Annotated in this window: 12 protein-coding genes; 6 read left to right on the forward strand and 6 right to left on the reverse strand. The window is 73.6% G+C overall.

Annotated features, from left to right (window positions below):
* The first annotated feature begins 52 nt into the window (after positions 1-52).
* Genes ACIO5D_RS22500 through ACIO5D_RS22510 form a run of 3 tightly spaced genes read left to right on the forward strand, consistent with a single transcriptional unit; the run spans position 53 to position 2,287 of the window.
* Complete coding sequence (locus tag ACIO5D_RS22500) at positions 53-841, forward strand: SDR family oxidoreductase (RefSeq protein ID WP_363605235.1); 789 nt, start codon at positions 53-55, stop codon at positions 839-841.
* Positions 838-1,557, forward strand: a complete 720-nt coding sequence (locus ACIO5D_RS22505; protein ID WP_363605233.1) for a hypothetical protein — start codon at positions 838-840, stop codon at positions 1,555-1,557. The genes ACIO5D_RS22500 and ACIO5D_RS22505 overlap by 4 nt, the downstream gene beginning before the upstream one ends.
* Positions 1,541-2,287: an SDR family oxidoreductase gene (locus ACIO5D_RS22510; protein ID WP_363605232.1), complete on the forward strand. Its 747-nt coding sequence runs from the start codon at positions 1,541-1,543 to the stop codon at positions 2,285-2,287. Before ACIO5D_RS22505 ends, ACIO5D_RS22510 begins: the two co-directional genes overlap by 17 nt.
* A 92-nt stretch (positions 2,288-2,379) precedes the next feature.
* Here ACIO5D_RS22510 and ACIO5D_RS22515 read toward each other — a convergent pair whose 3' ends face one another.
* Positions 2,380-2,556 (reverse strand): hypothetical protein, encoded by a 177-nt coding sequence (locus ACIO5D_RS22515; RefSeq protein ID WP_363605231.1) that lies wholly within the window; start codon positions 2,554-2,556, stop codon positions 2,380-2,382.
* Between the two features lie 167 nt (positions 2,557-2,723).
* Here ACIO5D_RS22515 and ACIO5D_RS22520 point away from each other — a divergent pair, with 167 nt between their 5' ends.
* The 3 genes from ACIO5D_RS22520 to ACIO5D_RS22530 all read left to right on the forward strand — a co-directional run bounded on the left by ACIO5D_RS22520 (position 2,724) and on the right by ACIO5D_RS22530 (position 5,166).
* A complete protein-coding gene (locus ACIO5D_RS22520; protein ID WP_400797259.1) occupies positions 2,724-3,170 on the forward strand; it encodes a hypothetical protein in 447 nt (148 codons plus the stop codon).
* Between the two features lie 87 nt (positions 3,171-3,257).
* Complete coding sequence (locus ACIO5D_RS22525) at positions 3,258-4,244, forward strand: hypothetical protein (protein ID WP_400654220.1); 987 nt, start codon at positions 3,258-3,260, stop codon at positions 4,242-4,244.
* A 73-nt stretch (positions 4,245-4,317) separates the two neighbouring features.
* Positions 4,318-5,166, forward strand: a complete 849-nt coding sequence (locus ACIO5D_RS22530) for an HAD family hydrolase (RefSeq protein WP_400654218.1) — start codon at positions 4,318-4,320, stop codon at positions 5,164-5,166.
* Positions 5,167-5,203: 37 nt separating this feature from the next.
* Here the strand turns inward: ACIO5D_RS22530 and ACIO5D_RS22535 are convergent, their stop codons facing one another.
* From ACIO5D_RS22535 to pstC, 5 genes are all read right to left on the reverse strand, one after another.
* A complete protein-coding gene (locus ACIO5D_RS22535; RefSeq protein WP_363605228.1) occupies positions 5,204-6,151 on the reverse strand; it encodes a phosphate ABC transporter ATP-binding protein in 948 nt (315 codons plus the stop codon).
* A 53-nt stretch (positions 6,152-6,204) separates the two neighbouring features.
* Entirely contained in the window at positions 6,205-7,137 is a 933-nt protein-coding gene (locus ACIO5D_RS22540; protein WP_363605227.1) for a class E sortase, read from the reverse strand.
* The gene (locus ACIO5D_RS22545; RefSeq protein ID WP_400654214.1) at positions 7,134-8,948 is read right to left on the reverse strand and encodes a phosphate ABC transporter substrate-binding protein PstS; all 1,815 of its coding nucleotides are present in this window, start codon (positions 8,946-8,948) and stop codon (positions 7,134-7,136) included. The genes ACIO5D_RS22540 and ACIO5D_RS22545 overlap by 4 nt, the downstream gene beginning before the upstream one ends.
* 38 nt (positions 8,949-8,986) lie before the next feature.
* Entirely contained in the window at positions 8,987-10,237 is a 1,251-nt protein-coding gene (gene pstA / locus ACIO5D_RS22550) for a phosphate ABC transporter permease PstA (protein ID WP_400797262.1), read from the reverse strand.
* Between the two features lie 61 nt (positions 10,238-10,298).
* Positions 10,299-11,330, reverse strand: coding sequence for a phosphate ABC transporter permease subunit PstC (gene pstC / locus ACIO5D_RS22555; RefSeq protein WP_400654210.1), 1,032 nt, complete (start codon positions 11,328-11,330; stop codon positions 10,299-10,301).
* Between the last annotated feature and the right edge of the window lie 55 nt (positions 11,331-11,385).

The following is an 11,385-nucleotide window of genomic DNA, read 5'->3' on the forward strand; positions in this document are numbered from 1 at the left end:
AGCTAAATGATTCTCCACTGTGAACTGTTCAGTCGAGAGAACGGATATTCCCATGGAATCACCACGTACCGGCGACAGCTGGCCCCGCCACCCGGATCTCGACGGCAAGGTCGCTCTCGTCACCGGCGGATCGCGCGGCATCGGCGCGACGACGTGCCGGGCCCTGGCGGCCAACGGGGTGAAGGTCGCGGTCAACGGGCGGGACGAGACGGCGATCGAGGCCGTCGTCCGGTCCATCACCGAGGACGGCGGGCACGCCGTTCCTGCGCCGGGGGACGTGACCGAGCCGGACACGGCCGGGCGGCTCCGCGCCGTCATCGAGCGCGAGTTGGGCCCGGTCGACATCCTCGCCCCCTTCGCGGGCGGCCAGGGCCGGCCCGTACCGACCGCGCGGCTGACACCCGACGTGTGGAACGCCGCCATCGCGTCCGACCTGACATCGGTGTATCTGACGGTGTCCGCCTTCCTGCCGGCCATGATCGAACGGAGGTCGGGCACGGTGGTCATGATGTCCTCCACCGCCGGCCGCCACCCCGGCGGATCGAACGCCGCCTACGCCGCCGCGAAGGCCGGCGTGCTGATGTTCGCCCGGCATCTGGCCAACGAAGTCGGCCGCCACGGCGTACGGGTCAACTGCCTGGCGCCGTCGGCGGTACTCAACGAACGGATGCGACAGTCCATGTCCGACGAGCAGTTGACCGGCCTGGCCGGCATGTTCCCGCTCGGCCGGCTCGGGCGGCCCGAGGACGTCGCACAGGCGGTGCTCTACCTCGCCTCCGACGCCGCGTCCTGGGTCACCGGAGCCACGCTCGACCTGTCCGGCGGGCGGGTGATCGCATGACCATCGCCGCCGTCTCTCCTCCAGCACGACGACAGGCCCAGGGCGGGCCCCCACCGGGTGTGCTCGCCGTGGTGTTCACCGCGCTGTTCCTGGCCGGCCTGATCATCAGCACCCTGCTGGCCGACGGTCATCCGTTCCCCTCGCCGTTCGGCCGCACCGACGAGATCGTGGCCTACTTCCGCGACCACCACGGCGCCGTCCAGGCCTCCGGCGCCCTGCAGTTCGCGGCCGCGATCCCGCTCGCCGTCTATGCCGCGACCGTCTCCGCGCGACTGCACCGACTCGGCGTCCGCGCCCCGGGCGCGACCATCGCCCTGACCGGCGGCGTGCTCGCATCGGCCTTCCTGGCCTGCTGCGGACTGGTCACCTGGGCGCTCTCCCGGCCCGAGGTGCTCGACCAGCCCGCGCTCGTCCGGGCGCTGCAGTACCTGGCCTTCGCCACCGGCGGGCCCGGGCACGTGGTGCCGCTCGGTCTGCTCGTCGCCGGGATCGCCGTACCCGGTCTCCTCGCCCGCCTGCTGCCGCGCCGGCTGGCACTGGCCGGTCTGGTCGTGGCCGCCGTCGCCGAACTGGCCGCCCTCACCCTGCTGGTCGACGGCGCGGCCGTGCTGCTGCCGATTGCCCGCTTCACCGGCCTGGCCTGGCTGATCGCCGCCGGGTTCCTGCTGCCCCGGCAGCGTGTGCGGACGGAGGGACGACATGACCGCGAGGGATGAGACGACCACGGACCAGGCCACGGACCAGGCCGCAAACCAGGCCACGGACCAGGTCACGGCCACGGCCGCCGGTCGGGCCAGGAAACTGCTGGTCTTCGGTGCCACCGGAGGCACCGGCGTACAACTCCTGGCGCAGGCCCTGGCCGCGGGCCACGCCGTCACCGCGGTCGTCCGTGACCCCGGCCGCGTCCCCGCCCCCGCCTCCCGGAAGGCCGACGGGCCACTGACCGTCCTGCGCGGTGACGTCCTCGACGCGGCGGGCTGGCGTTCGGCCCTCGCCGGACACGATGCCGTCCTGTCCTGCCTCGGCAGCACCGACCGCCGGCGCCCCACGACGGTCTACTCGCAGGGCACCCTGAACATCCTCGCCGCCATGCACGAAGCCGGGGTGAGCCGCCTGCTCTGTCTGTCCTCCGCCGGTCTGGAGACCGACCCCGGCATCCCGCTCGCCCAGCGGCTGGTCACCAGGCTGGTGATCCAGCGGCTCTACCGCCACGGCTACGCCGACATGGCCCGGATGGAGGCCGTGGTCAGGACCGACGACACCGCGTGGACGGTCGTCCGGCCGCCGATGCTCACCGACGGACCGCTCACCCGCCGCTACCGGACGGCGGAGAACGCCCATCTGACCGCCGCCACCTCGCTCTCCCGCGCCGACCTCGCCCACTACCTGCTCACCGGTGTGGGCGACCGGCGCACCCACCGGGCGGTCGTCGAAGTCTCCTACTGAGGCCTCCGGTCCCGAACTGCCGGACCGCGGACCGGACCGCCGCCCCGACCGGTCCCGGGGCCGGCGGGTGCGCGGCGCACAGGAAAGCCCGGCTACGGGTGCGGGCGGGTGCGCTGGGCCGGGAAGCGGGGCGGGGCCTCGGGGGTGCGGCGGGCGATGTCGGCGAGGGCGGCGAAGATGACGTCGCCGATCAGGACCGGTTCGCGCGCGTCGCGGGTGTCGTCCGGGGTGGTCGGTGGGCGCTCGTCTCGAAGCTGGCGAGTTGGCATGGCTCTTCCTGCCGACGGGGTGGCCATGGCAGTTCTGCCCGTGCGGGGGAAGCGGGACACCCCGATCGGGTGCGAATCGGCTGGAAACGTCGTATCCGGGGCCGAAACGCGCCGCACGGCACGGCACTTACCGGAAACAGATACGGGCAGGGGGTATTCTCCGGCCCGTGACGGCGGACGGGCACGGGAGCGGACGGCCGAGCGGACGGCCGAGCGGACGGCCGAGCGGCGGGGCGATGGCCCGGCTGCTGGTGCTCGGCGCGCTCCTGGCCGGGCTGTTCCTGATGCACGGCTCCCCCACCTCGGCGGGCGGCTGCCACGAACCCGGGGCAGCGGCGGTCGCGATGGCGGCGGCCGGCCCGCACCACGACGCCCCCGCCCTGGACGGCCACCGGGCGCGCGGCAGTGATCCGCAGGCCGTCTCCTGCGTGTCCACCCGGGACCGGGACGGCGCCGGGCTGCCCGCCGCCGCGCCGCTCGCCGCCGGGGCGTTCGCCCCGCTGCTCGCCGTCCGGGTCGCCGCCGACCCGCGCGGGCGGCGGACCGGCGGCCCACGGGCACCACCCGCCGCCGGGCGGCGGCTGCTCCTCCGGGTGTGCGTCGCACGGACCTGACCGGGCCCGCGCCGGGCTCCACCGCCGAACGCGGGGAGGCCGGGCGCGCCGCGTCCTGCCCGTACCCACCGGAAGACACCGACCGACATGACTCCCACCCCCCGTCACCGCACCCGCACCCTCGCTCTCACCGCCGGCGCCGCCGTCCTCGCGGCCGCCCTGACCGCCTGCGGCTCCGCCGGAACGGGCGGGGCGAACGGGATGAGCGGGATGGACCACGGCGCGAGCACCGCCACGCCGGCCGCCTCCCCCAGCGGCGGCCATCAGGGCCACCAGCCGCCCGGCGCCGACTCGGCCACCGCGGCCGGGACCACCGCCACACCCGGCTCCGCGAACGCCCCCGGTCTCGCCGCCGAGCAGAACGGCTACCGCCTCGACCCCGCCACCGGGACACTCCCCGCCGGCACACCCACCGAGTACCGGTTCACCGTCACCGGCCCGGACGGCAGCCCCGTCACCGCCTACCAGACCGACCAGACCATGCGGATGCACACCTACGCGATCCGCTCCGACCTGACCGGCTTCCAGCACCTGCACCCCGAGATGGCCGCCGACGGCACCTGGACGGCCCCGCTGACCGCACTCGCCCCCGGCGACTGGCGGGTCTACGCCTCGTTCATCCCGGACAGCGGCGCCGGAAAGGGCACCGGTCTGGTGCTCAGCCGCCCCGTGACCGTCCCCGGCGACGGCTCGGCGGCGGCCGCCGAGCCGCCCGCCACCACCGGCACCACCACCGGCACCGCGACCGTGGACGGCTACACCGTCGCCGTCGAGGGCACCCCCGTGGCCGGGCGGGCCGGCGAGCTGAAGGTCACCGTCAGCCGGGACGGCAAGCCGGTCACCGACCTCCAGCCGTACCTCGACACCTTCGCCCACCTGACCGCCTTCCACACCGGCGACCAGGCCTTCGCCCACCTCCACCCCGAGGCCGGGGCCGAGCCGGGCGGCACCGGCGGCCCGACCCTGGCGTTCCACGCCGAACTGCCCGCGGCCGGCGACTGGCGGCTGTTCCTGCAGTTCCGCACCGGTGGCACCCTGCACACCGCGGCGGTGACCCTCAAGGTCGTCGTCTGAGGCAGGCCTCGGGGCGTCGGGAGGCCGCCGCCTCGGCGGTGACCTCCCGACGGCGGTAGGCGAAGATGGAGCGGTGACCAGCCAGCCGATGCCGCCCCGCCCCGTTGCCGCCACCCGTCTGATCGCCACCGACCTGGACGGCACCCTGCTGTGCTCCGGCGGCACCGTCACCGAGCGCACCGCCGCCGCCCTCGCGGCGGCCGAGGCGGCCGGGATCCAGGTGGTGTTCGTCACCGGCCGCCCGCCGCGCTGGATGCAGCAGGTCAGCCCGCACATCGGCGGCCACGGGGTGGCGATCTGTTCGAACGGCGGCGCGGTGGTGGACGTCCGGCGCGGCGAGCTGCTGGAGTCCTTCCCGCTCTCCGCCGAGGACGCGCTCGCCGTCGTGGCGGCGCTGCGGGCCAAGCTGCCCGGCACCGCGTTCGCCTTCGAGTACCCGGCCGGGTTCGCCCGTGAGCCCGGCTACGAGGTGCGGATGTGGGGCCAGGACGAGAACCATCCGGTCGGCCCGGCGGAGGAGCTGCTGGGCACCGGCGGCCCGGTGCGCGGCCTGTTCAAGCTGCTCGCCAAGCACCCGGACCTCGACCCGGACAAGCTGCTCGGCGAGGCCCGGGAGGCGGCCGGGCACCTGGCGGAGATCACCCGCTCCGCCCCGATCCCGCTGCTGGAGATCAGCGCGCCCGGCGTCACCAAGGCCAGCACGCTGGCCCACTGGTGCGCCGGGCGCGGGATCGACCGGAGCGAGGTGGTGGCCTTCGGCGACATGCCGAACGACCTGGAGATGCTGGCCTGGGCCGGCACCGCGTACGCCGTCGCCAACGCGCACCCGCAGGTGCTGGCGGCGGTGCCGCTGCACACGGTGAGCAACGAGCAGGACGGCGTCGCGGCGGTGCTGGAACGGCTGCTGGGCCCCGAGGCGTAGCCCCAGGGCCCAGCAGCCGTTCCAGCCATCAAGTCCCTTAGCCGAAGCGGCCGTTGACGTAGTCCGAGGTCCGCTGGTCGCGCGGGCTGCCGAACAGCTGCCCGGTCGGCCCGGCCTCGACGATCCGGCCCGGAGTGTCGTGGGTGGCCAGGAAGAACGCGCAGGACTGCGAAACCCGCTGCGCCTGCTGCATGTTGTGGGTGACGATCACGATGGTGAGCCGCCCCCGCAGCTCGGCGATGGTCTCCTCGACCCGCCGGGTGGACGTCGGGTCGAGCGCCGAACACGGCTCGTCCATCAGCAGGATGTCCGGCGAGACCGCCAACGACCTTGCGATGCACAGACGTTGCTGCTGACCGCCGGAGAGCGCGCCGCCGGGGGTGTGCAGCCGGGTGGAGACCTCGTCCCAGAGCCCGGCCCGGCGCAGGCTGGACTCCACCAGGTGCTCGCGCTCGTCCTTGGAGACCTTGATCCCGGCCAGCTTCAGCCCGCTGGCGACGTTGTCCTGGATGGACATCGCCGGGAACGGGTTCGGCCGCTGGAACACCATCCCGATCCGGCGCCGCACCTCGGCGGGCCGCCGCCCGGGCCGGTACACGTCGTCGCCGTCCAGCAGCACCTCGCCGGCGAGCGCGGCGCCGCGCACCATCTCGTGCATCCGGTTGAGGATCCGCAGGTAGGTGGACTTGCCGCAACCGGACGGACCGATCAGCGCGGTGACCTCCCCGGCCGGCATGGCGAGCGAGACCCGCTCCAGCACCTTGTGCGAGCCGAACCAGGCGGAGACGTCCCTGGTCTCCAGCCCGGCCAGCCCCTCCTGGCCCGGGCCCGCCGACAGGTCGGCCGCCGGGACGGGCGGCAGGGTGAGGGTGGTCTCGGCGTCGCCGGCCCGGGCGTACCCGGCCCGGTCCACCGGGTGGGGCACGGCGCCCTGGTGCGGTCCGCCGGTCGGGTTCGGCGCGTCGGTCATCGGTGCGTCGGTCATCGGTACTTCCGTCATCGGTACGTCCGTCATCGGTACGGTCCTCCGGGCGCGCGTCAGTAGAGGTTGGGCAGCAGGGCGGCGGCGTTCTCGTACACGGCCCAGAGCAGCGCGCCGACGACCGGCGCGAGGCTCAGATAGGCGGCCGAGCGGTGCCAGCGCCGGGCCAGTACGGTGGCGGCCACCACCGCGCCGAGCAGGCCGAGCATCCACAGCTGCAGCGTGGCCAGCGCGCCCTTGTCCGCGGCCAGCGCCTTGTCGTACGGGACGGTGGCGGGCCGGCCGCCGGGGTTGACCTCGGGGTCGCCCTCCAGCCGGGCGCCGATCAGCACCGTGGAGCCGGGGATCCAGTTGGAGTCCCCGGTGACCAGCACCAGCCGGTTGCGGACCGGGTCGCTGATCGGGTGGTCGCCGTCGCCGTACACGTTGACGGTGTAGGTGAACCTGCCCTGGCCGGTGGTCGCCTCGATCTTGTCGCCGACCCGCAGCTTGGACAGCTCGGCGAACGGCGCCCCGAAGCTCGCCCCGCGGCCGAACACCACGGCCACGCCGGTCTGCCCGGGCAGCGCGGTGTCCCGGCGGTGGCCGGGACCGCGCATCAGGTCCCGGCCGGTGGTGCCCTCGACCACCACGGCCTGGTGCAGGCCGATCGCCGGGATGTCGAGCAGCGCCACCGGGTCCCCGTCGGCGGCGGCGCCGGTGGGGGCGACCGCCCGGGCCAGCTGGTCCCGGAAGGTCTTGTAGGCGGTGGACTGGAAGTGCCGCTCCTGGACGTGCGAGAGCGTGAAGAGGTACCCGACGAAGCCCGTCACCAGCACGGCGAGCAGGCTGACCGCCCAGGCCGCCTGGAGGAACCGCCGCCGCCCGGGCGTCACGGCGGCGGCCTCCGGCACGTCCGGCTTCGGCGCCGGGGCGGGAGCCGCCGCGGGCGCCGGGGCCGCCGCCGGTCGGGCGGGGGCGGCGGGCTTCTCCAGTGCCGGGGCCGTCATGACCGGCCGCCGGTGGCGTTGCGGCGGCGCAGCAGCCGGCGGCCGAGCAGCGGCGGCACGGCGACGACGGCGAGCAGTTCGAGCGCGGTGAGGGTGGTCAGCAGCCAGTCCTCGGGCCGCCCGTCCACGGCGACCACGTTCGCCTGGACCTCGGTGGCGACGCCGCCCCGGCCGCGGGCGACCACCTGGCCGGTCTGCGGGTCGACGACGTCCTCGGCCGTCGGGTCGCCCTCGCCCCCGGTGGCGGCCGCGTCACCGCCGGCGCCGGGCTGGCCGGCCGCGTCACCGGTGCCACCGGCTCCGGAGCCGGTACCGCCCGCGCCGGAGCCGGCGCCCGTGGTGCCGGGGGTCTTGCCGTTACCGGTACCGCCGGTACCGCCGGTACCGCCCGCGGCCGAACCGGAACCGCTGCCGCCCGTGGCCGAACCGCCCGAGCCGGACCCGTTGCCGACCGGCTTGCCGTTCTCCACGGTGCAGTTCAGCGGCGCGCCCGCCTTGTCGCACGGGCTGGGCTGCGGGGCGTTCTTGAGGACGGTCAGCTCACCGGCCGAGTTGAAGGTCGGGTTGGCGCAGTTGGAGAGGGTGTTGGGGTCGACCGGGCTGGCGTTGCCGGGGATGTGCTGGGTCTGCAGCAGCCCACCGCGGACCAGGCCGCGCGGGATCGGCGAGTAGCCGAGGCCGTCCGCCTCGCCCTGGCCCTCGCAGAGCACGTAGGAGAGGAAGCGGCTGAGCGCGCTGCCCTTCTCGTTGGTGAACTTCGGCAGCTTCTCCAGGCTGTTCTCGCGCGGGACGATCAGATAGCTATAGCTGGAGATCGGGTACGCGCGCGGGTCGTTCATGGTGTAGACGGCGTCGAGGTTCTGCTGCAGGTAGTTCGGGTCGTCCGGCGCGGTGTTGTCGTCCACGCCGCGGATCTTGGCGGCGGTGAGCGCGACGGCGACGTTGGAGGCGGTCGGCAGGGAGTAGTAACCGGCCGAGTTGAGCACCTTCACGACCGGCCAGTTGCTGCGCTTGGCGAAGGCGTACTCGTCGTAGCCGATGGTGCCGAGGCCGGACGGGGCCTTGATGTAGCCGGCGACGACGTCGGAGCCGTTCTGGGCGACCATGCGGCCGGACGGCGGGAAGAACTCGGTGTAGTCACCGCAGGGGACGCCGTTGATGCTGCGGCAGTACTCGTCCCACTGGGCCTGGTGCGTGTGGCTCATCCAGCGGGTGAACTGGGCGGTGGCGCCGGAGCCGTCGGAGCGGACCACGGGGGTGATCGGCGTGCTGGGCAGGGCCTTGCCGTAGTCCGCGGTGATCTTCGGGTCGTTCCAGTTGGTGATCTTGTTGGTGAAGATGTCCACGATGGTCTGCGGGGAGAGTCGCAGGTCGCGGACCTGCTTCCCGGCCACCACGAGGTTGTACATGAACGTCGTCCCACCGGCCGTGACCGGCACGTAGGAGTAGCCGTAGCGCGGGTTCTCGGTGCCGCCCGCGCCGCTGGCGTGCCCGGCCTCGCCGAGACCGTCGTCCCGCTTGCTGCGGAACGGCACGTCCGAGGCGGTGAAGTCGTCCTGGCCGTTGCTCCACTGGGTGCGGCCGGCCGCCGAGCCGATCGGGTTGAAGTTGATCTGGATGCCCTGCGGCGCGACGTCCTGGCGCCACTGGTCGATGGCCGGGCCGGCCCAGCTGGAGCCGTCCGCGTTGAGCGCGACCGCCGCGTACGCCGGGGTGCTCTGCCCCAGCAGCAGGGAGGCCGAGGCGAGCAGCAGGGACAGCAGCACGGCCAGCGTGCGGGCCACGGGTCGGCTTGCGGCCTCCCACGACATGGGGACTCCTCTGGTGCGGAGGGTGGTTGGGTGGGACATCAGTGCTCCCCGGCGGGTACGGTCGTGGCGGTACGGGCGGTGGCGGCGGTCGTGACGGTGACGGCGGGGACGGCGCGGGCCGCGGTCTCGGCGCGGCGGGCGCCGCGCTCGATCCGGCGCTTCTGACGTCGCGTCAACTGCCCGGGGCGCCGGCCGCCGAGCACCCGCGCGGTGACGAAGAGGATCAGCACCACGGCCATCAGGGTCAGCGCGGCGGCGAACGCCCGGGCGACCATCTCCGGGTAGGGCTGCTTGACGTAGTTCCAGATGTAGAGCGGCAGCGACACCTGGTGCTCGCTGAACGGGTTGCCGTTGAACTGCGAGGTGAAGCCGGAGGTCAGCAGCACCGGCGAGGTCTCACCGACGCCGCGCGCCATACCGAGCACCACGGCCGTGACCAGGCCGGGCCGGGCGGTGGGCAGCACCACGTTCCACACGGTGCGCCACTGGCTGCCCCCGAGCGCGTAGGACGCCTCGCGCAGCGTGCCCGGCACCAGTCGGATGACCACCTCGGCGGCGCGGGTGACGATCGGCATCATCATCACGGTGAGCGCGAGCGACGCGGCGAACCCGCTCTTCTCGAAGCCGAAGGTGAGGATCACGATGCCGAGGATGAAGAGCCCGGCGACGATCGACGGCAGCGCGGTCATCGCCTCGACCAGGGTCCGCACCGGGCGGGCCATCCGGCCGCCGACCTCGGACATGAAGACGGCCGCCGCGATCCCCAGCGGGACGGCGAACAGTGTGGCCAGGCCGAGCTGTTCGAGCGAGCCGACCACCGCGTTGAGCGCGCCGCCCGAGGTGATCGGGGAGAGCGCGGCGGTGTGGTCCATCGACTCGGTGAAGAAGTTGAGGTGCTTCGCCGCCTCCAGGCCGCGCAGCAGCACGTAGCCGATCTGGTCGGCGATCAGCGCCACCACCAGCAGGCCGGAGCTCCAGGCGACCACCGAGACCAGGCGCTCGCGCACCATCAGCGGCCCCCACTGCAACCGGCCGAGGGCGAAGTAGCCGACCAGAAAGAGCAGATACCAGCAGACCAGGAAACCGAGCGCGCCGCTGAACGGCAGGATCCGCTCGTACAGCATCCAGTCGAGCGCCAGCGAGCCGGCGAGGGAGCCGGCCAGCGTGAACACGTCCTCGCGGGTGATCCCGCCGAGCTTCACCCGCTTCTCCGGGCGGGGCGGCTCGGGCGCCGGGGGAGCACCGGCCGGCGCGGGCGCCGTGACGGGTGGCAGGTCGAGCGTGGTCATCGGGTCGTCCCTTCGCGGGCGGGCGTCAGCGGGAGGCGGGCGTCAGACAGTTGAGTCATCGTCAGTCCGCCGTGGCCGAGCCGGAGCGGGACCGGTTGATCACGAAGCCGGCCGCCAGGTTGACCAGCAGGGTGAGCGCGAAGAGCACCAGGCCCGCCGCCATCAGGGCGGAGAGCGAGAGGGTGTCCGACTCCCCGAAGCGCAGGGCGATCAGCGCGGAGATCGAGTTGGCACCGTTCTCCAGGATGTGCGTGATCGTCTTGAAGTTGGGCGAGATGATCAGCGCGACGGCGATGGTCTCGCCCATCGCGCGCCCGAAGCCGAGCATCACCGCGCCGATCACACCGCCCTTGCCGAACGGCAGCACCACCGTGCGCACCATCCCCCAGCGGGTGGAGCCCAGCGCGTAGGCGCCCTCCCGCTCGCCCTGCGGGGCCTGCGAGAAGACCTCACGGCTGAGCGAGGTGACGATCGGGATGATCATCAGGGAGACGACCACGCCCGCGATGAAGGTCGAGGAGGTGTACGAGGTCCCGATGTCGCCGGTGCGCACCTTGAGGAAGGGAATGGCGTCACCGAGGTGGTTGGCCATCCAGCGGACGAAGCCGATGATCCGGGGCTGGAGGAAGAAAAGCCCCCAGAGGCCGTAGACGATGCTGGGGATCGCCGCCATCAGGTCGACCAGCGAGACCAGCGTGGCCCGTAGCCGCTGCGGCGCGTACTCGGAGATGAAGACCGCCGCCGTGAGCGCCACCGGCACCGCGATGACGAGGGCGATCAGGGCGATCAGCAGACCGTTGGGCAGCACGGCGGCGATGCCGAAGTTGTGCGCCTGGGTCTGCCACTTCTGCTCGGTGAGGAAGGACCAGCCGACCTCGGTCAGCGCGTCCGAACCGCGCAGCAGCAGGAAGAACGCGATCAGCCCCATGATGGCGAAGACCGAGAGGCCGGCCGCGCGCAGCAGGCCGCGGAACACCCGGTCGCCGGGCGTGGCGGGGGCGGTGATGGTGCGGGGTACATCGGGGTCGGGCTGTCGGTCTGGTTGGCGTGGAGCCCCGGCGTAGGGTGCCGCGGGCTCGGCGGCGGCTGTCATGGTCTGCTCTCCGGCGCGCTCGGTACGGAAGTGCTCGGGTACAGGGAGATCCCGG

The organism is Kitasatospora sp. NPDC087315 (assembly GCF_044744345.1).
GTDB lineage: Bacteria > Actinomycetota > Actinomycetes > Streptomycetales > Streptomycetaceae > Kitasatospora.

Coding starts and splice junctions, on each gene's coding strand:
- ACIO5D_RS22500 (WP_363605235.1), top strand. CDS start 53: ATGGAATCACCACGTACCGGCGACAGCTGGCCCCGCCACCCGGATCTC.
- ACIO5D_RS22505 (WP_363605233.1), top strand. CDS start 838: ATGACCATCGCCGCCGTCTCTCCTCCAGCACGACGACAGGCCCAGGGC.
- ACIO5D_RS22510 (WP_363605232.1), top strand. CDS start 1,541: ATGACCGCGAGGGATGAGACGACCACGGACCAGGCCACGGACCAGGCC.
- ACIO5D_RS22515 (WP_363605231.1), bottom strand. CDS start 2,556: ATGCCAACTCGCCAGCTTCGAGACGAGCGCCCACCGACCACCCCGGAC.
- ACIO5D_RS22525 (WP_400654220.1), top strand. CDS start 3,258: ATGACTCCCACCCCCCGTCACCGCACCCGCACCCTCGCTCTCACCGCC.
- ACIO5D_RS22535 (WP_363605228.1), bottom strand. CDS start 6,151: ATGACCGACGCACCGATGACCGACGCGCCGAACCCGACCGGCGGACCG.
- ACIO5D_RS22540 (WP_363605227.1), bottom strand. CDS start 7,137: ATGACGGCCCCGGCACTGGAGAAGCCCGCCGCCCCCGCCCGACCGGCG.
- ACIO5D_RS22545 (WP_400654214.1), bottom strand. CDS start 8,948: ATGTCGTGGGAGGCCGCAAGCCGACCCGTGGCCCGCACGCTGGCCGTG.
- pstA (WP_400797262.1), bottom strand. CDS start 10,237: ATGACCACGCTCGACCTGCCACCCGTCACGGCGCCCGCGCCGGCCGGT.
- pstC (WP_400654210.1), bottom strand. CDS start 11,330: ATGACAGCCGCCGCCGAGCCCGCGGCACCCTACGCCGGGGCTCCACGC.